19 protein-coding genes are annotated in these 17,765 nt (G+C 67.6%); 6 read left to right on the top strand and 13 right to left on the bottom strand.

Features of this window, described 5'->3' with window-relative positions; translation table 11 throughout:
- Positions 1–10: 10 nt before the first annotated feature.
- On the bottom strand, positions 11–1,453 hold the full coding sequence (locus tag FQU96_RS04570) for a tetratricopeptide repeat protein (RefSeq protein WP_146539628.1): 1,443 nt from the start codon (positions 1,451–1,453) through the stop codon (positions 11–13).
- A gap of 343 nt (positions 1,454–1,796) precedes the next feature.
- On the opposite strand from FQU96_RS04570, the gene FQU96_RS04565 reads away from it, so the two are divergent.
- A complete protein-coding gene (locus tag FQU96_RS04565) occupies positions 1,797–2,141 on the top strand; it encodes a hypothetical protein (protein WP_146539627.1) in 345 nt (114 codons plus the stop codon).
- A gap of 86 nt (positions 2,142–2,227) precedes the next feature.
- On the opposite strand, the gene FQU96_RS04560 is transcribed toward FQU96_RS04565, so the two are convergent.
- Positions 2,228–3,223: a DUF6635 family protein gene (locus FQU96_RS04560; RefSeq protein ID WP_146539626.1), complete on the bottom strand. Its 996-nt coding sequence runs from the start codon at positions 3,221–3,223 to the stop codon at positions 2,228–2,230.
- A 103-nt stretch (positions 3,224–3,326) separates the two neighbouring features.
- Entirely contained in the window at positions 3,327–3,659 is a 333-nt protein-coding gene (locus FQU96_RS04555; RefSeq protein WP_146539625.1) for a hypothetical protein, read from the bottom strand.
- A gap of 78 nt (positions 3,660–3,737) precedes the next feature.
- On the opposite strand from FQU96_RS04555, the gene FQU96_RS04550 reads away from it, so the two are divergent.
- Positions 3,738–4,085: a hypothetical protein gene (locus FQU96_RS04550; RefSeq protein WP_146539624.1), complete on the top strand. Its 348-nt coding sequence runs from the start codon at positions 3,738–3,740 to the stop codon at positions 4,083–4,085.
- Here the strand turns inward: FQU96_RS04550 and FQU96_RS04545 are convergent.
- From FQU96_RS04545 to FQU96_RS04535, 3 genes are all read right to left on the bottom strand, one after another.
- On the bottom strand, positions 4,064–5,008 hold the full coding sequence (locus tag FQU96_RS04545; RefSeq protein ID WP_146539623.1) for a hypothetical protein: 945 nt from the start codon (positions 5,006–5,008) through the stop codon (positions 4,064–4,066). The two genes, FQU96_RS04550 and FQU96_RS04545, sit on opposite strands and share 22 nt — an antisense overlap.
- 143 nt (positions 5,009–5,151) lie before the next feature.
- Positions 5,152–5,745 carry a TetR/AcrR family transcriptional regulator gene (locus FQU96_RS04540; protein ID WP_146539622.1) on the bottom strand — a complete coding sequence of 198 codons (594 nt, stop codon included), beginning with the start codon at positions 5,743–5,745 and terminating at the stop codon, positions 5,152–5,154.
- Between the two features lie 12 nt (positions 5,746–5,757).
- On the bottom strand, positions 5,758–7,086 hold the full coding sequence (locus tag FQU96_RS04535; protein ID WP_218574593.1) for a phenylacetate--CoA ligase family protein: 1,329 nt from the start codon (positions 7,084–7,086) through the stop codon (positions 5,758–5,760).
- 99 nt (positions 7,087–7,185) lie between these two features.
- Between FQU96_RS04535 and FQU96_RS04530 the strand changes: the two genes are divergently transcribed.
- From FQU96_RS04530 to FQU96_RS04515, 4 genes are read left to right on the top strand one after another with little or no spacing between them, the layout of a single operon-like run.
- Entirely contained in the window at positions 7,186–8,439 is a 1,254-nt protein-coding gene (locus FQU96_RS04530; protein WP_146539621.1) for a Rieske 2Fe-2S domain-containing protein, read from the top strand.
- The gene (locus FQU96_RS04525) at positions 8,439–8,933 is read left to right on the top strand and encodes an aromatic-ring-hydroxylating dioxygenase subunit beta (protein WP_146539620.1); all 495 of its coding nucleotides are present in this window, start codon (positions 8,439–8,441) and stop codon (positions 8,931–8,933) included. The genes FQU96_RS04530 and FQU96_RS04525 overlap by 1 nt, the downstream gene beginning before the upstream one ends.
- Before the next feature lie 29 nt (positions 8,934–8,962).
- Positions 8,963–9,778, top strand: coding sequence for an enoyl-CoA hydratase/isomerase family protein (locus FQU96_RS04520; protein ID WP_255467843.1), 816 nt, complete (start codon positions 8,963–8,965; stop codon positions 9,776–9,778).
- A 2-nt stretch (positions 9,779–9,780) separates the two neighbouring features.
- On the top strand, positions 9,781–10,518 hold the full coding sequence (locus tag FQU96_RS04515) for an SDR family NAD(P)-dependent oxidoreductase (RefSeq protein ID WP_146539619.1): 738 nt from the start codon (positions 9,781–9,783) through the stop codon (positions 10,516–10,518).
- Here the strand turns inward: FQU96_RS04515 and FQU96_RS04510 are convergent, their stop codons facing one another.
- The 7 genes from FQU96_RS04510 to FQU96_RS04480 form a co-directional block, all read right to left on the bottom strand.
- Positions 10,519–11,538, bottom strand: a complete 1,020-nt coding sequence (locus FQU96_RS04510) for a D-cysteine desulfhydrase family protein (protein WP_146539618.1) — start codon at positions 11,536–11,538, stop codon at positions 10,519–10,521.
- Positions 11,535–12,380, bottom strand: coding sequence for an ABC transporter permease (locus FQU96_RS04505; protein WP_146539617.1), 846 nt, complete (start codon positions 12,378–12,380; stop codon positions 11,535–11,537). Before FQU96_RS04505 ends, FQU96_RS04510 begins: the two co-directional genes overlap by 4 nt.
- A complete protein-coding gene (locus FQU96_RS04500) occupies positions 12,377–13,303 on the bottom strand; it encodes an ABC transporter permease (RefSeq protein WP_146539616.1) in 927 nt (308 codons plus the stop codon). The genes FQU96_RS04505 and FQU96_RS04500 overlap by 4 nt, the downstream gene beginning before the upstream one ends.
- A gap of 26 nt (positions 13,304–13,329) precedes the next feature.
- A complete protein-coding gene (locus FQU96_RS04495; protein WP_146539615.1) occupies positions 13,330–14,847 on the bottom strand; it encodes an ABC transporter substrate-binding protein in 1,518 nt (505 codons plus the stop codon).
- 71 nt (positions 14,848–14,918) lie between these two features.
- Positions 14,919–15,611, bottom strand: coding sequence for a GntR family transcriptional regulator (locus FQU96_RS04490; RefSeq protein WP_255467876.1), 693 nt, complete (start codon positions 15,609–15,611; stop codon positions 14,919–14,921).
- Positions 15,612–15,698: 87 nt separating this feature from the next.
- A complete protein-coding gene (locus tag FQU96_RS04485; RefSeq protein WP_178130307.1) occupies positions 15,699–16,577 on the bottom strand; it encodes an MBL fold metallo-hydrolase in 879 nt (292 codons plus the stop codon).
- A gap of 147 nt (positions 16,578–16,724) precedes the next feature.
- The gene (locus tag FQU96_RS04480) at positions 16,725–17,753 is read right to left on the bottom strand and encodes an aspartate-semialdehyde dehydrogenase (RefSeq protein ID WP_146539612.1); all 1,029 of its coding nucleotides are present in this window, start codon (positions 17,751–17,753) and stop codon (positions 16,725–16,727) included.
- Positions 17,754–17,765 lie beyond the last annotated feature (12 nt).

The raw sequence follows: 17,765 nt of genomic DNA, 5'->3' as shown, positions 1-17,765 counted from the left end.
GAACGCGCTACTACCCCACCGTCGTCTTCATGATGTCGAGCTCGGTGCGTACCCGGTCGACGACGCCGCGCCAGTCTCCCGGTATGGTCTGCCGGAAGATGCGCACGCTGGGATACCACGGGCTGGTGTCGCGGCCGTGCATCCAGCGCCAGTCGCACACTGTCGGCAGCAGCAGCCATGTCGGCATGCCCATGCCGGCGGCAAGATGCGTGATCGGTGCATCGATTGTCAGCAGCAGGTCGAGCTGCGACAGGGCCGTTGCGGCCTCGGCGAAATCGTAGATGCCGCGACCCACATCGTGCAGCAGCCCGTTGGCGCCCAGCTGCTGGATATCCTTCTGGTGAGCGCCGCCCTGCAGGCTGAAGAACAGCAGTTCCGGATCGCCGGCCAGCGCCATGAACTCAGCCAGCGGAATGGAGCGCTGGCGATCGAGCTGCTGGCCCGGCATCGCCGCCCAGTAGAGGCCGATACGCAGCCGCGCCCGGGGCAGCTTGCCGAGCCGGATCCGGCTTTCTGGCGGCGGCTTGAAGTAGGGCTCGATCGCCGTGGCCGCCGGCACATCGACGCCGCACAGATAGGGCAGCGACAACAACGACACGTGCAGATCGAAGTCGGGCAGCTGCTCGCCCTCGGCCACGACACGGTCGATGTAGTCGACGGACAGCAGCAGGTCCTTGAGCAGTGCCTGGCACAGCACCAGGACCGTGGCGCCGCGCCGCTTCAACTCGCGCGCATAGCGCACGAACAGCAGCACGTCGGACAGGCCCTGCTCCGGGTAGAGCAGGATGCGCTTGCCGCCCAGGGGGCCGCCATCCCAGGCCGGTTGCCGGAACTCGGGCGGCGGCACATCGGGCAACTGCTTGCGCCATTCGTACTCGGCGAAGCCGGCCGTGAAGTCGCCGCGCATCAGGTGGGCGATGGCGATCTCGACCCGGGCTCGCGTGTTCTGCGGCGCCAGTTGCAGCGAGCGCGACAGGCAGCCCAAGGCCTCATCCACGCGTCCGAGATCGCGCAGGCAGAGCCCCAGATTGAAGAACCCCTCGGCATAGTCAGGCTTCAGCGAGACGGCGCGGAAGTGATGGCGCACGGCCTCGTCAAGGCTGTTGGCAGCGCGCAGGGCATTGCCGAGGTTGGAGTGCAGCGCCGCGTTGTCCGGGTCCAGCGCCAGCGAGGTGCGGTGATGCGCCACAGCGGCATCGAGCTTGCCGATGATGCGCAGCGCCACGCCGAGGTTGTTGTGCAGTTCGGCATGATACGGCCGCACCGCCAGCAGGCGCATGTAGCTGGTGATGGCCTCCTCCAGCCGGCCGCTGCGATGGGCGGCGGCCGCCAATCGCATCTGCCGGTTGAAGCTGTCCTCCTCGCCCAGGAACAGCGGGCGTAGCTCGGCCGCCGGTGGATCGTCACCGCCGCTGCCACCGCCATTGCCGCCGAATCCTGCCACGTCCTTCACGGTCGATCCGTCCCCACGCCGGCCTTGCCGACGCCGCGCCGCACCCCGTCAGACGGGGCCGCAGCTCGGGCATCGAGCTTCCCTGCGGACCCCAGCATAGCACCCGCCGCCTGGATGCGTCGCGCTATCTGGTGCCCAGAACGTGCGGAAAACGCTCCCGGAACCGGTTTCTGAGCCAGCCGTCAGCCATTTCCGCCTGACCATCGCCAGCCGGAATTGCACAGCCGGTGCGGCGACCGTCACCACCAGGAAACTACCGGCCGCCCATCACTGGTCACATTTGGAGACCTTTGGTCGCCACAATCGATCCTCACGTTCAGGGGTAACGGCAAAGGAGGATGCGATGAAGACGAAGCTGATCGCCGCTGCGGTGGCCGCCGCGCTGACGGTGGGCATCGTTGGCCCGACCGTTGCCCCGGCATTCGCCCGCGACGGCTGGCACGAGCGCACGGACTGGCAGCGCCGCGAGGATTGGCGCCGGCAGCAGGAGTGGCAGCGCCAGCGCGAGATCGAGCGCCAACGCGCCTGGGAGCAGCGGCGCGAGGCCGAGCGGCAGCGGGCCCGTGAGCGTGAACGCGAGCGCGAGCGCCATTGGCGTTCCCAGAACGGCCGGAATGGACACGGCTACTGCGGTGGCGGCCGACCGCGCACGCTCGAGGAAGCCGCCTGGCGCCACCGCAACTGTTAGTGTCGGCCAGCGCCCGCAGACGACATCATCTGCAGCCGTCGCCCGCTCCCGCCAGGAGCGGGCGATTTGTGTGATCAAGCCGCGGCTTATTTCACCGCCAAGCGCCAGGCGCTGCCAATCATGTCGGCGAGGTCCAGCAGCCGTGCGACGTACTGATCGCGGGCCACGAAGCCCTTGCCGGCATCCCTGAAGAAGCCGTCTTCGAGCGCCGCGACCAGCCGGATCAGGCGCCGACGATGCAGGCCCAACCGGCGCTGCACCGGATCCGTCACGACGCCGGCGAAGGCACCGGCCATGGCCGCCACCAGCAGCAGACCGCCGGTGACCGACGCGACCAGGGCGGGCGTGGCGGCGACGGGAAACATGCCGTACCAGATGCCGCCCGCCCATGCCCCCAGCGGAAAGGACGCCACGGCGGCGTTGTGCGCGATCACGGCGGCCAGCGCCGGCCCCAGGCTGACCATGCCGGGGGTCGCCTGCTTCAGGGCCATCGCGCCTGTCGCCAGCGACAACAGCGAGGTGGCGATGTCGGCGGAGGCCGCACGCGTGCCGGCGTAGGTCGACAGCACGTCCTCCAGGCGGCGCCTGAAATCGCCATCGCCCGCCCGGCGCCCGATCTCGGTCAGGGCTTCGTCGAACGCAGCGGCCAGACGTGGGTCGCTGAGGATCATGTCGGCCAGCACGTCCCTGTCGGATCGCCGTGTGCCCTGCCCGAACGGCAGTTCAAGGAAATCCGTCATGATCAGCCATTCGACCTCGCGGGCGACGTCAGTGTCGAACAGCAACTTGCGGGATTTGAGGAATTCGGCAGCGCGCGCCGGACCCAGGCTGCGAGTCCAGGTCGCCGCCAGCCGCACCGCCAGATGCGGGACGGCCAGCAGCAGGTTGGCCGGTGCGCGGGCAAGATCCCATCCCAGGGCCTTGCGATGGATCGCCGCCGCGCCGGTCAGGGAAAAATGCCGGTCGACGAACGGCTTCACGCGATCGCGGCGGCTGGCAAAGTAGCGGCGGGCGGCGTCGTCGACGACGTCGCGTGCCAGTTGTCGATCCAATGCAACGGAAGGCAACGCCTCCACGCTCATCTTCCGCTCTCCGGAGCCCATGCGTTCCCGCTGCCGGTCAAACGACTCGGCTGGCATATAGGATGCAACCGCGGCGAGGGCTACAGGCGGCGCGGAGCTGCCGTCAGGGTAACGGCCGAACCACGGGCGTCGCCGGCGGCGGCGCATCGGGGCGAGGTGGGCCAGGGCGACGGAAGGGCACGGCGACCAGGAACAGCTTGCCGTTGCTGCAGGTCGCCGTCGAGGCGTCGAGCCCCTGCTTGGCCAGCGCCTGCGAGTCGGCTTCCGGTGCCACCGCCAGGCGTGTCACCCGCGGACAGTCATGGCCATGGTCGCGGATCAGCGCCGCGGCCGCGCGCTCCTGCGAGCCGGGCGGCGGCGGTATGTCGGCGCGTACGCCAGGGGCGACAATCACCGTGAACGACACAACAGCAAACGACACCAGCCAACGCGACACGGCCCCCTCCCTGCTCAACCGCGCTATCCTGCGCCAACCGACGTCGCCGGCAAAGCGTGCTTCGACAGGATATCCGCGGTGAGTGAGGTCGACGCCCTGCTGCTGTCTTGCGCCATCGAAGCGCCGGTGGCCGCGATTCTGGCCTGGGCCCTGCGCTGGGGGCATGCCGGGCGCGCCGCCCTGGCCGCGACGCTGGCGACGCTGATGACCCACGGGATCGCCTGGCGCGCCATCCTGTGGCTGCTCGAAGGCCTCGGCTATCCGCTGGCGGTACTGCTTGTCGAGACCGGCGTGGTCGCGGCGGAAGCGATCGCCTATCGCCTGATCGTGCCGCTTGATCTGCGCCGCGCGCTGGCCGTGTCGCTGATCGCCAATGCCGCATCGACCGGCGCCGGACTGGCGCTCTACGCGTTTGGGCTCGCCTGAGCCGCCGCCGCGCCGCCCAGCGCCAGCGCAAACACCGGCAGTTCCAGCCAGGCATGCACCAGCGCCGCCAGGGCATAGAGCTGGCGTTGCACGCCGTAGTCCAGCGCAAAACCCACCGCCAGTGCCGCACCACCGACCACGAGATAGCGCCCGAAGCGGGCGGCATCCGGCCACACCAGGCGCGGCCGGCTTGCCGTATCGATCAACCGCGGCAGGATGGCGATGACCGCGATGTAATGCATGCACTGCGCGAACACCGAGGCGGCGAACGCGTGCAGCGCCCAGTCGCTGTAGAGCGCCGACGCCGGCACGTAGGCACCGAGATTGCGCGTCAGATTGCCGGCCTGGAACAGCGTCGCCTCCGGCGCCACCAGGCCGAGCGCGGCGAACCCGGCGAACGGCAGGCCCGTGGCGATCAGCAGCGGCAGCACGATGAACGCGAGTGCCCCCAGCGCCAACGCCCGCCGGCGCGCGGCGCCGCGCAACACCTCGGCCAGGAAGCCCAGCGGGGTGAGGTTGTGCCCGATCGCCAGGCACAGCAGCGTCTCGAACGGCGCCAGCAGCGCGCCCGCCATCAACACCAGCGCCGCGATGACGGCGATCCAGCGGCGCCGGCGCATGCGCGCCACCGTCACGGCCAGCAGGATCGCACCGAGCCCGACCTCCAGCCCGACGGCGAGCGGCGCGGCTACCCATCCCTGCAGGCCGGCCAGGCGCAGCACGACGGCGATGCCCAGCAGCAGTGCCAATGTCCCGGCGAGGCCGCCATCCAGGCGGTCACCGAAGCGATGATCGACGTAGCGCAGTTCGCTCGCGACATGGGCGAAGCCGAACAGCGCCAGCACCGTGGTGTAGGTCGCCAGCGGCAGGGCGACCGACGCGACGAACGCCGCGACGATTCCCAGGATCCCGACGACGAGCATCGCATCCGGGAGGCTGCCGGCCGCAGGCTCATGTTCCTGGGGGCGCGGGCGTCCCGTCCGCATCGTGGTGAATGCCTCGCTCTCGCCTGACATGAGCGGGCGGGACGCCCGCGCTCCCGGGTCCCGATCGAGCGGAACCGGCCCTAGCGCTGCTTGAGGCTGGCGAGGCACGTCTGGACGACCATGTCGGCGTACTCCTGCGGTCCCACCGGTCCGTCGGGGTCGTACCAGAGGTATGTGTAGTTCACCATGCCCATGAACATCATGGTGTAGGCCTTCAATGTCCGGCCATCGGTCCTGCGGCCGCCGTCATAGGCTTCGATCAGCGCGCTGATGCAGGCCAGGATCGCGTTTTGCTTGCGCACGATCACCTTCTGATCCGACGCCTTCAGATTCTGCAGATCATGCAGCAGCACGACCTGCAGATCCTGCGAGCGGGCGTTGATGCGCACCATCGTATGGATCGCATCGCGGAAGCGGCTCGCCACGTCGGCCGGTCCTGACGCCGCCGCGCGGACCTCGGCGTACATCATGTCGAGATGATCGTTGAGCATCTCGCGCAGCAGGGCCTCTTTGGAGTCGAAATAGTGATAGAGCAACCCGCGCGAGGTGCCGTTGGCGGCGGCGATGTCCGCGATGCTGCTGTTGGGAAAGCCCTTGCGGGCGAAGAGCGTGGCGGACTTCCTCAGGATTTCTTGGCGGACCTCTTCATAATTCTCCGCTTGCGTCCGCGCCATATCGTCCTTGTCTCACGTCCGCAGCTGGACACGCTGAGCTTTCGCCTCGTAGCGCGGCAGCGTCCCTTCCGGGTGGCATTCGACCGGCACCTTCAGGCCCAGCCGGCTGGTCAGATCGCGACCGATGCTGGCCGCGAGGTCGTCAGGCACGCCATTATAGCTGCGTTCATATTCGACGGCGACACTCATGCGCCCGGGTGCCTGGTCCAGGGAATCGACGTAGATCTGCCACGCCTCCTTCACCGTCCCCTTGGTCGCGGCGATGACGTCCTCGATCTGCGACGGATAGACGATGACCCCGCGCACCTTCAGCATGTCGTCCGAGCGGCCGATGATGCGGCCGATCGTCATCATGCCCTGGCGGCCGCAGGCGCAATCGTAGGGACGATCCGATACCCGCACGAGATCGCGGGTGCGCCAGCGCACGACAGGCGATGCCTGCTTGTCGAGCGTGGTGACGACGATCTCGCCCACCTCGCCGGGGCCAACGGGCCTGAACGTGTCGGGATCGAGGATCTCGGTCAGCACCGTGTCCTCGTTGATGAGATGCATTTCGTCACGATCGTGGCTGTGCTCGCAGGCGACGGCGACGACAGGTCCACCGGCCTCGGTCGTGCCGTAGGTATTGTAGGTCTTGAAGCCCGCCGGCATCTCCGCTTCCAGCTCGTCGCGAAACGCGCGCGATACCGACTGGCCGCCGATGACGGCATGGCGCAGGGTCCAGTCTGTCCGCGGATCGATGCCCTTCTCGCGGGCGACGCGCACCAGGGTGGCCAGGAACACCGGCGATACCGACGCGAAATCGAGCGCCATGTCGCGCAGCCATTCCACAACCAACTCGCTGCGGCCGGGTCCGACCGGAAAGTTGACCATGCCCAGCTTCGCCATGCCGAGATCGTAGGCCAGGCCGCCGACCCATAGCCCGAAGCCGAAGCCGTTGTAGCCGCGATCGCCGGCGCGCAGGCCATGGCAGTAGAGCTGGCGCGCGACCTGTTTCGCCAGCAGCTCGTTCAGGTCATGGTCGGTGTAGCCGAAGAGCACCGGCAAGCCGGTGGTTCCCGACGTGGCGCAGAACCGGGTCACCTTGCTCACCGGCTCGCCCAGCAGCGGAAACGGATAACGCGCCCGCAACGTCGCCTTGTCGAGGAACGGCACGCCGGCCAGCGCCTGCGGGTCGGCCAGGTCACGGGGATGGATGCCGGCGGTCGCGAAATGCGCCACCCATTCCGGCGACTGCGCCAGACGCGCGCCGAGCGCCGCCAGCTTGCGGTGCTGGATCGCCCGCAGATCGTCGCGATCCAGCTGCTCGATGTCGGGATGCAGCATGGTGGCGGTCGCCATGGTCGTCTTCTCCCGAAATGTTTCTTGTTTCCAAGGTCGATGTTTATTATAAACCGGACGGCCGGTCAATTTATTGTGGACGCGATGGGAGAAGACGCCATGACGCCAAGCGCGCGCGATCTGGGTCATCTGATCGAAGCGGATCGTGTCCATGGTTCGCTGTACAGCGATACCGCGATCTTCGAGCAGGAGCTGCGGAAGATCTGGTACCGCACCTGGGTCTATGTCGGCCACGAGAGCGAAATACCGAACACCGGCGACTTCGTCATGAAGTCGATCGGTCCGCAGCCGATCATCATGACCCGCAGTTCGGCCGGCGCCGTGACGCTGCTGCTCAACCGCTGCCCGCACCGCGGCAACCAGGTCTGCACGGTGCCGAAGGGCAATGCGCGGACCTTCAGCTGCCCCTATCACAACTGGACATTCGCCAACGACGGGCACCTGACGGCTTTCGCCTTTCCGGCCGGCTACAGCGGCCAGGACATGTCCAAGCTCGGCCTCGGCCGGGTGCCGCGGGTGGCCAGCCATCGCGGCTTCGTCTTCGGCTCGTTCGCGGCGGACGGTCCGTCGCTGGCCGAGCACCTGGGCGGCGCCGCCGAGACCATCGACCGCCTGTGCGATGCCTCGCCGGAAGGCGAGATCGAGATCACGGCGGGCTTTTTGCAGCACCGCGTGCGCGCCAACTGGAAGTTCGTCATCGAGAACGAGACCGACGGCTATCACCCAGCCTTCGTGCACTCCTCCATCTTCAGCGTCGCCGACAGCGGCATCGGATCGCTGTACGGCCAGAAGTCGACGGCGCTCACCCGCGACTACGGCAACGGCCACACCGAAGTGGATCTGCGGCCCGAGTTCCGTCGTCTGGGCCGTCCGCTGGCCTGGTTCGGCACCACGCCCGAGCGCATGGCCGGCTACGTCGCGCGCATGAACGCGGCGCGCGGCGAGAAGAAGGCGACCGAGATCATGATCGACGGCGCGCCGCACGTCATGATCTTCCCCAACCTCTTCATCGCCGAGATCCAGATCTTCGTCATCCAGGCACGTGCCGTCGACGACACGGTCCAGCATGTGACCGCTCTGCAGCTCAAGGGCGCCGCCGACATCAACCGGCGGCTGCGCCAGCAGACCATGGGCTCGGTGGGACCCGCCGGCCTGCTGCTGGCCGACGATTCGGAGATGTACGAGCGCACCCAGCGCGGCGTGCAGATGCGCGATCCGGAATGGCTGTTCATCGGCCGCGGACGCCACCGCGAGCGCCTCGACGAGCACGGCTACCAGGTGGCGCACGCCACCGACGAACTGCCGCAGCGCGGCATCTGGCGCCACTATCGCGCCTTGATGGAGGCCGCCTGATGCCCGTGCCCACAGCCGACGACGATGCGCTGCTGCGGCGGGTCGAGCGCTTCATCTACCACGAGGCGCGCCTGCAGGACGAACACCGCTATGCCGAGTGGGAGGCGCTGTGGACCGACGATGGGATCTACTGGGTGCCGGCCAACGGCGATGACATCGACCCCGAGCAGCAGATGTCGATCATCTACGACAACCGCTCGCGCATCGGCGTGCGCATCCGCCAGCTGCTGACCGGCCGGCGCTATACGCAGGAGCCGCGCTCGCGCCTGCGCCACCTGATCACCAATGTCGAGGTCACGGACCATCAGGCCGGCACGATCCATGCCGCCTGCAACGTCATGGTGTTCGAGTCCAACCTGCGCGGCGAGACGATCTGGGCGGCCCGCACCGACTACGCGCTACGCGAGGCGGACGGCGACCTGAAGATGGCAAGCAAGAAAGTCGCGCTGGTGAACAACGACAAGCCGCTGCACACGCTGTCGTTCCTGATCTAGCGGCTGCTTCCCAGCCAGAGGAGAGAAACGTGAGCCAGACTGCCAAGACGTTGATCGCCGACGGACTCGTCCTGTTGAGCCTCGAGGGCGGCGTCGCCCACCTGCGGCTGAACCGGCCGGACGCCGCCAACGGCATGAGCGTGGAGCTGCTCAAGGCGCTCTACGACGCCATCATGATATGCCACGGCGAACCTGACGTGCGCGTCCTGCTGCTGACCGGCGAAGGCGCCAATTTCTGTGCCGGCGGCGACGTGCGGGCGTTTGCCGCGGAGGGTACAGCGCTGCCGCACTACGTCCGCCGCGCCACCGCCTATCTGCAGGATGCCGTGCTTTCCCTGTCGCGGCTGCAGGCGCCCGTCGTGGTGGCCGTGCAGGGCTTCGCGGCGGGTGGCGGCGGCTTCGGCCTGGTGTGCGCCGCCGACCTGGTGATCGCCGCCGAGAGCGCGAAGTTCCTGGCCGGCGCCACGCGCGTGGCGATGGCACCCGATGCCGGCGTCTCCGTCACGCTGGCGCGGCTGGTCGGCTTGCGCAAGGCCACCGAGATCCTGCTGAGAAACCCGATCATCAATGCGCGCGACGCGCTGGACCTCGGGCTGGTCAACCAGGTCGTGCCCGACGCCGCGCTGGCCGAGGCGGCACGGACCCTGGCCCTGGAGCTGGCCCAGGGCGCACCCCGGGCCCTGGCGGCGACCAAGCGGCTGCTGCGCAGCGGCATGGCGATGGGCATGGAATCGTGCCTGTCGGAGGAAGCGCGCACGGTCTCGGAACTCGCCGGTACCGCCGATGCGCGTGAAGGCCTGGCGGCCGTGATCGAGCGCCGCAAGCCAATGTTCACCGGCGCCTGACAATGAGCGACCTCACAGGCCGCCGCGCATTCGTGACCGGTGCCGCGAAGGGAATCGGCGCCGCCATCGCGCGCCGGCTTGCCACGCTGGGCGCCGAGGTGATCGTGGCGGATATCGACGCCAGCGGCGCCGACGCGCTGGCCACGGAGATCGGCGGCCGCGCCGTCGCGCTTGACGTGAGCGATAGCGCGCGGGTCGAACAGGCGATCGCCGATACCGGACCGTTCGCCATTCTGGTCAACAATGCCGGCGTCGACCAGCACGCCTTCTTCACCAGCACGACGGCGGATGACTGGCAGCGGCTGATGGGCGTCAATCTCCTGTCGGTGCTGGCCACCGTGCACGGCGCCCTGCCGGGCATGCAGGCAGCGCGTCACGGCCGCATCGTCAACATCGTCTCGGAAGCGGCCCGGGTCGGATCCAAGGGCGGCGCCGTTTACGCCGCGGCCAAGGGTGGCGTCATCGCCTTCAGCAAGTCGATCGCGCGCGAGAATGCGCGCTTCGGCATCACGGTGAACTGCATCGCCCCCGGACCGATCGACACGCCGCTGCTGCGCGCCGGCGTGGCGCGCGGCGGCGACAAGCTGCTGGCGGCGATGGTCGAGGCCACCCTGGTGAAGCGCCTGGGCACGCCCGACGAGGTGGCGGCGGCGGTGGCGTTCCTGGCGTCCGACGACGCGGGTTTCATCACCGGCGAGACGCTGGGCGTCTCCGGCGGCATGGGCCTGGGCGGCAGTTAATCAGCCCAGGCTGTCCGGATAGGCAAACAGGCCAGGCGCACCGCCGGTGTGTATGAAGATCACATCCTCGTCCGCCGGGATCCGGCCCGTTCTGATCAGATCGATCAGCCCGGCCATCGCCTTGCCCGTGTACACGGGGTCGAGCAGGATTCCGTCCAGGCGCGCCACCAGCGCCAACGCCTCGCGCATGGCGTCGGTCGGCACACCGTAGCCATCCCCGATGTAGTCGCCGACGGTCACCAGATCGACCGCCGGATCCACGACCTGAGCGATGTGCAGGGCCCGCTCCAGGTCTTCGACACGCGCCCGGATGCGATCGACCTTCGATGGCGGCGGTCCGTGGCAAATGCCCCACACGCGCACGTCCATCCCCAGCAGCTTCAATCCCGTCACCAGACCAGCCTGGGTCGCGCCGCTGCCCGTGGCGTGGACGACATGGCGCGGCCGGACGCCCATCGTCCGGCATTGTGCCGCGAGTTCGGCGGCACAGAGGACGTAACCGATCGCACCGAAGGCGGTCGACGCACCGCCGGGAATGTAGACGGCGCGGCGTCCTTCGGTGCGCAGTGCCGCCACGCGATCGCGCGCCCTGGTTTCGAGCGAACCATCGGCTGGCACCACGGTCATGGCGGCGCCGAGCAGGTGATCGAGCAGGACGTTGCCGGACCGGCGGTAGGCGCTGTCCGCCGACGCCGGCTGGCGGTCCTCCAGCAGCAGTTCGCATCGAAGACCTAGCCGCGCCGCGGCCGCCGCGGTCTGCCGGGCGTGGTTCGACTGCACGGCGCCAACGGTCACGATGGTGTCGATGGCGTCATCGGCAATCCAGCGGCCCAGTTCGAACTCGAGCTTGCGCGCCTTGTTGCCGCCCATCGCCAGGCCCGTCGCATCGTCGCGCTTGATGAACAGCCGGGCGCCCAGATGCCGGCCGAGGCCCGCCATCGGCTCCAGCGGCGTGGGCAGATGGCACAGGTCCACGCGGGCAAAACGCGACAGACGGTCGACGAGGTTGATGTCGGTCATGAGCGGTGCTTGCGGGCGAGTGTTGGGTCAAGTCGGTCGCGCAACCAGTCGCCCAAGATGCTGAATGCCAGCGACGTGCAGAAGATGATGGCCGCCGGCACGGCTGCGATCCACCAGGCCGTGATCAGGTAGTCGCGACCGAAGCCGACCATGCTGCCCAGGCTCGTTGCCGGCGGCTGCACGCCCAGTCCCAGGAACGAGAGCGAGCTTTCGAACAGGACGGTCTGCGGGAAGGCCAGCGTGGCGTTCACGATCAGGGCGCTGGCGATGTTGGGCAAGACGTGGTGCGTGGCGATGCGGATCGGCGCCAGACCCAACGCGCGCGCGGCGCGGACATAGTCCAGTTCCTGGGTCGACAGCGCCAGGCCGCGCGCCAACCGACCATAGCGCTCCCAGCCGTGCAGGCCGAGCATGACGATGAACAGCGGAAAGCTGTTGCCGGCCGCGGCCAGGATCGCGATCACCATCAGCAGGTAGGGCAGCGAGGCCTGGAAATCGACGATCACCATCAACCCGTCATCGACGGCGCCGCCGGCCACAGCAGCCGTCAGCCCGATGATCGTGCCGATGGCAGCGCCGATGACCGTGGCCGCGATGGCGACGACGATCGTCAGGCGGATCGAATAGATCAGCCGCGCCAACAGGTCGCGCCCGAGATCGTCCGTACCCAGCGGATGCGCCGCGCTGCCGCCCATGAAGAGGGGCGGCGCCAGGCGCGCCTGCAGGTCCATCGCCTCGTGGCCGTCGGGATAGAGCACCGCCGCCAGGCCGGCCACCAGCACCATGGCGACAACCCACAGCGCGCACGCACCCACCAGCCATGACATCGACTGGCGATTCATCGATCGGCCCGTGTGCGAATGCGCGGGTCGAGCCAGATGTAGAGCAGATCGACCGCAAGATTGGTGACGACCATCGAAAGGCCGGCCAGGATCACGATGGTCTGCACCACCGCAACATCGCGACTGACAACGGACGCCACCAGCAAGCGGCCGATCCCCGGCCAGGCAAACACGTTTTCCGTGATGGTTGCGCCCACGATGACGGAACCGAGGATCAGGCCCGCGATCGTCACCAGCGGCAGCGCCGCGTTGGGAAGCGCATGGTGGCGAACGACATAGGCGTACGAACCGCCGCGCGCCATCGCGGCGCGGATATAGGGTTGCCGCAGAACATCGAGCATCGCCGAGCGGGTGAAGCGGGCAAAGATCGCCGCGTCGGCCAAGGCGATCGTGGCGACGGGCATGACGTAATGGGCGATCGTGCCGCCGCCGGATGTCGGCAGGACCTGCAGGAATGCGCCAAAAACCAGGATCAGCGTGATGCCGGTCACGAACGTGGGGATGCAGAAGCCGACGGCCGTCACGGCGATCAACAGGCGGTCGATCGAGCGGTTGCGGTAGACGGCGGCCACGACGCCGGCCGGGATGCCGATGGCGATCGCCAAGCCGATCGCCAATCCCATGAGCGACAGCGTGGCCGGCACGCGCTCCAGGACCACATCGAGCGCCGGCCGCGCGCCGACGAACGATCGTCCGAAGTCGCCGCCGGTGATGCCGGCAAGATACGCGCCATACTGCGTCAGGATCGACGCATCGAGTCCCCAGCGCGCGCGGAACTGATCGCGCGCCGCCTGGTCGACATCGACCCCGAGCACGTGGAACGACGGATCGCCCGACAGGCGCAGGACGACGAAGGTGAAGGTGATCAGCAGGAAGACCGTCAGCGCGGCCCGCCCGAGCTTACGAACAAGGATGGCGGCCATGACAGGGGCGGCCCTGATGCACGCGGTCAGAACGAACGCAGGCCGCCAGCGCGGAAATCCATGAAGGCCGTATCGTTGGCCATCCACGTCACGGATTTGCGCTTGCCGTAGAACATCGGCAGTTCGTGCAGATACGTACCGGGCGGATCGTTTTCATAGATCACGAGCGCCCGCCGCGCCGCTGCCTGGCGTTCGCTCTTGTCGAGGCTCAGCAGACCGGCTTCGGTGGCATCGAAGTCGGCGCTGCTCCACTGCTTGCGGGTCGGAATCAGGCCACCGCGACCATAAAGGCGGAACAATTGGCCCAGCGGATCGGGATAATAGGCCGCATTAGAAATGTTGGAGATGCCGCCGCCGTCGGCGATGACCTGGTTGAAATTGTCGACCAGCTCGAGCTTCACGTTGACGCCGACGGCCTTCCACATCTGCTGCAGGATCTGGGCCGTGGCGACTTCACCCGTGTAGTAATCCTTCAGGTAACGATAGGGAATCTCACCGCCCTTGTAGCCGGCCTCGGCGAGGAGCGTGCGCGCCCGGGCCGGGTCGTATCCGGTCGCCACGTGATCGGCGATGAACATGTCACCGAAGCTGGCTTGTTGCAGGCCCTGCGGCACGGGCGTGCGGGATGCGAAGATCGCATCGGCGATCAGCTTGCGATCGATCGCCAGGTTCAGGGCGCGCCGCACGCGCGCATCCTTCAGGATCGGATGCCGGCTGTCGTAGACCAGCGCCCGGATGCTGCGGATCGGACCGCCGACCACTTCGGCGGCCGCACTGGCCTCGATCGGCCTGAACTGATCGGGGGCGATCTCGGTGATAATGTGGAACTCGCCGGCGAGCAGGCCGGCGACACGCGCCGCCGTTTCCGGCACCAGCTTCAAGGTAAAGGAACGCGCCGCCGGTTTCTCACCCCAGTAACCGTCGAAGGCCGCGAAGCGAACGAACTGCCCTTGCTTCACGGTGTCCACCTTGAACGGCCCCGTGCCCACCACGCTCTGCCCCCAGCGATCCCAGCTCCCGGCTGCCCGGTAGGCGTCGGCGCACGGCACCTGGCCCATCCAGCTGGCAAGCCGCAGTTCCAGCAGCGGGTCAGGCTGTCGCGTCCTGATGCGCACGGTGTGCGCGCCCGTGGCCTCGACATCGGTGATGAGTCCCAGGAACGAGCGGGCGATGGCGTGGCCGGGGGCGCCCTCGGCGTTGTAGCGGGCCGGCCCGAACATCACGGCGACATCGTCGGCCGTGAAGTCTTCGCCGTTGTGGCATTTCACATCGCGGCGAATGTCGAGTTCCATCGTCGTGGCGTCGATCATGCGCCACGCCGTCGCGAGTCCCGGTTCGAGCTTGCCGGTCGCGAAGTCGTACATGATCAGGTTTTCAACGACGTTCTGCGACACACGCTCGTTGTCGTTGGAATTGGCGCCCATCGGGTCGAGATGCTTCGGCAGGCTGGTGACGGCGACGACGAGGTCGCGTTGCTGCGCCTGGGCGGCGCCAATCGTCAGAGCCAGAGCCAGAGCCGCGCAGCCAAATCGGATGATGCTCATCGGGCCCTCCCGCGTGGATGGATATCCACTTGGTATGGACCAACTTTATAACAGCCTCGTGACGCCGCCCTTCAGTCGATCGGGATGCCGACGGACAGTTCGATTGCCGAGGCGATCCAGGCTTCCTCATCGACATGCACGATGCGCCCGGCGGCGTCGGTCTTGACGCGCGTGATGCGCAAACCGGGCGTATCCGGCACGACGTCCAAGGCCTCGGCTTCGGCACCCGACAGGCGGGCGGCGCGTGCCCGGAAACCGACCTGACGGACAACCGTGCCGTACTCCTTTTCGAGGAACGTCGTCAGCGGACTGCGGAAGGGACGTTCGAGAAAACCGGGGAAAGCCTCGGCCAGCAGATAGTTCTGTTCGGCGCACACCCGGCGATCATCGATCAGAACGATGCTCCGCTTGCGCAAGAGATCGATGCCGACGGGGACGGCGAACAGGCGCGCCAGCACGGCATCGGCAGCGATCATGGCCAGATCGAGCGTCTCGACCGACGGCCTGCGTCCCTGCTCCAGGACATTGCGGTATGTGTTGCGGTGACGGGTCGGATCATAACGCAGCGGCGGCGGCGCCACGAACCAGCCGCGCTTGCCCCGCCGCGTGCGCAGGATCCGGCCCTCGCCTTCAAGGTACAGCATCGCCTGCCGGATCGTCGTGCGCGCCACGCCCAGAGTCTCCGCCAGCGCGCGCTCGGTCGGCAGACGGCTGTCCGGCGTCAGACCACTCTCCCGCATGTGAGCAACGAGCCGATCCCTCACATGCAGGTATGCCGGTTGTTCGACGTCGCGCCGCGTGGCGGCAGCCGTCCCGCTCAACGTCGAAGCACCCAAGGTCCGACCTCTGCGTTACGCAAAGCGCGGCGTGAAGCGGCTGCCGCGTTCATCGATGTGGCACACGAACGGTGCACCGAAATGCGCCGGCATCAGCAGCGCGCCCGAGCCGGCGCAATCCTCCAGCACCCGCCGACGGCTCTTGCGGGCGTTGGCGGCGTCGGCGCAGGCGAAGCTGTTCCATTCAGGGTGAAAGACCTGCACCGCATGATGCAGGATATCGCCGCAGAAGACCGCGCGTTCGCCGCGCGAGGCGAGATTGATGGCGACCGTGCCGGGCGTATGGCCGGGCGCCGGCTCGATCGACAGATGCTCGTCGACCGTATGGGCGCCGCTCACCATCTGCGCCAGGCCGGCATCGACCACCGGCAGCACGCTGTCGCGGAACGAGCCGTGGTTGACCGGTCCCTTTTCAGGATCGCGATCGAGCGCCAGGTAGTGGTCGTAGTCGGCCTGGCTGAAGACATAGCGCGCGTTAGGGAACGTCGGCACCCAGCGGCCGTTGTCGAGCCGCGTGTTCCAGCCAACGTGGTCCATGTGCAGGTGCGTGCACATCACCATGTCGATCTGCTCCGGCTGCACGCCGGCCTCGGCCATGCGCTCGAGATAGCGGGTCTGCATCTGGTGCCACTTCGGGCGCGCCGGTCGCGGCTTGTGGTTGCCGACACAGGCGTCGATCAGGATGGTACGGCCGCCGATGCTGATCAGCCAGCTGTGCACGCTGAGCTTCAGGAAACCGCTGGCCGGATCGAAGTGATCCGACACCATCCAATCGCGGTGCGTCTCGACGATATCAGGATGCCAATCGGCAAAGAACGTCGCGGCGTCGAAATTGGGTTCGTAGCTCTCCTCGATGCGGCTCACCGTGGCGGCACCGATCCTCACCTCGGTCATTGTCATTCTCCTGGACCATGGGACCAATCCTCACCGCCCGGACGGAGAATGGCAACAGCCGCGACCGCAAAGAAAAGCCCCGGCGCCACGGACGCCGGGGGTTTCTTTTCAGGGAGCGCGGGCGAGACGCCCGCTCCCAGGCAAACTTTAAGCGGCAGCCTTGAGGTGCTGTCCCTTGATCATGGCCTCGGCGATCTGCACGGCGTTCAGCGCCGCGCCCTTGCGCAGGTTGTCGCTGACGATCCAGAGGTTCAGACCGTTCTCGACCGTCGGATCGGTCCGGATGCGGCTGACATAGACGCCATCATCGCCGGCGGTCTCGACCGGCGTGATGTAGCCACCGTCCTCGCGGCGGTCGACGACCACCACACCGGGGGCCTTCCCCAGGATCGCCCGCGCCTCGGTCTCGTCGAGCGGCCGCTCGAGCTCGAGGTTGACCGCCTCGGAGTGGCCGATGAACACCGGGACACGCACGCACGTGGCCGTGACCTTGATGCGCGGGTCGAGGATCTTCTTGGTCTCGGCCACCATCTTCCACTCTTCCTTGGTCGAGCCGTCGTCCATGAAGACGTCGATGTGCGGAATGACGTTGAAGGCGATCTGCTTGGTGAAGCGCTTCGCCTCGATGGGATCGTTGACGTAGATCGCCTTGGTCTGGCCGAACAGCTCGTCCATCGCCTCCTTGCCGGCGCCCGACGTCGACTGGTAGGTCGACACCACGACGCGCTTGATGACAGCGGCGTCGTGCAGCGGCTTCAGGGCCACCACCATCTGCATGGTCGAGCAGTTGGGGTTGGCGATGATGCCCTTCTTGGTCCAGCCGGCGATGGCGTGCGCATTCACCTCCGGCACGACCAGCGGCACGTCCGGATCCATGCGGAACTGCGAGGTGTTGTCGATCACCACCGCGCCGGCCTTGGCCGCCCGTGGGCTGTGCACCGCCGACACCTTGGCGCCCGGCGACGACAGCACGATGTCGATGCCCTTGAAGTCGAATTTCTCGAGGTCGTGGACTTTGAGGATGGTTTTCTCGCCAAACGACACCTCTTTGCCCACCGACCGCGCCGACGCCAGCGCGATGACGTCATCGGCCGGGAAGTTGCGTTCGTCGAGGATGTTGAGGAGTTCGCGGCCGACATTGCCCGTCGCGCCGACGATGGCGATTCTGTAACCCATTGTCCCTTCTCC

It is taken from the genome of Reyranella sp. CPCC 100927 (genome assembly GCF_007859315.1).
Lineage (GTDB): Bacteria > Pseudomonadota > Alphaproteobacteria > Reyranellales > Reyranellaceae > Vineibacter.
This window is presented reverse-complemented; position numbering and strand designations above follow the sequence as displayed.

What these genes read in the sequence shown, in the direction of transcription:
- FQU96_RS04515 (WP_146539619.1), top strand. Translation starts at nt 9,781, where the DNA reads ATGAGCGACCTCACAGGCCGCCGCGCATTCGTGACCGGTGCCGCGAAG.
- FQU96_RS04510 (WP_146539618.1), bottom strand. Translation starts at nt 11,538, where the DNA reads ATGACCGACATCAACCTCGTCGACCGTCTGTCGCGTTTTGCCCGCGTG.
- FQU96_RS04525 (WP_146539620.1), top strand. Translation starts at nt 8,439, where the DNA reads ATGCCCGTGCCCACAGCCGACGACGATGCGCTGCTGCGGCGGGTCGAG.
- FQU96_RS04535 (WP_218574593.1), bottom strand. Translation starts at nt 7,086, where the DNA reads ATGGCGACCGCCACCATGCTGCATCCCGACATCGAGCAGCTGGATCGC.
- FQU96_RS04560 (WP_146539626.1), bottom strand. Translation starts at nt 3,223, where the DNA reads ATGAGCGTGGAGGCGTTGCCTTCCGTTGCATTGGATCGACAACTGGCA.
- FQU96_RS04545 (WP_146539623.1), bottom strand. Translation starts at nt 5,008, where the DNA reads ATGCTCGTCGTCGGGATCCTGGGAATCGTCGCGGCGTTCGTCGCGTCG.
- FQU96_RS04485 (WP_178130307.1), bottom strand. Translation starts at nt 16,577, where the DNA reads ATGACCGAGGTGAGGATCGGTGCCGCCACGGTGAGCCGCATCGAGGAG.
- FQU96_RS04495 (WP_146539615.1), bottom strand. Translation starts at nt 14,847, where the DNA reads ATGAGCATCATCCGATTTGGCTGCGCGGCTCTGGCTCTGGCTCTGACG.
- FQU96_RS04540 (WP_146539622.1), bottom strand. Translation starts at nt 5,745, where the DNA reads ATGGCGCGGACGCAAGCGGAGAATTATGAAGAGGTCCGCCAAGAAATC.
- FQU96_RS04505 (WP_146539617.1), bottom strand. Translation starts at nt 12,380, where the DNA reads ATGAATCGCCAGTCGATGTCATGGCTGGTGGGTGCGTGCGCGCTGTGG.
- FQU96_RS04565 (WP_146539627.1), top strand. Translation starts at nt 1,797, where the DNA reads ATGAAGACGAAGCTGATCGCCGCTGCGGTGGCCGCCGCGCTGACGGTG.
- FQU96_RS04530 (WP_146539621.1), top strand. Translation starts at nt 7,186, where the DNA reads ATGACGCCAAGCGCGCGCGATCTGGGTCATCTGATCGAAGCGGATCGT.
- FQU96_RS04480 (WP_146539612.1), bottom strand. Translation starts at nt 17,753, where the DNA reads ATGGGTTACAGAATCGCCATCGTCGGCGCGACGGGCAATGTCGGCCGC.
- FQU96_RS04500 (WP_146539616.1), bottom strand. Translation starts at nt 13,303, where the DNA reads ATGGCCGCCATCCTTGTTCGTAAGCTCGGGCGGGCCGCGCTGACGGTC.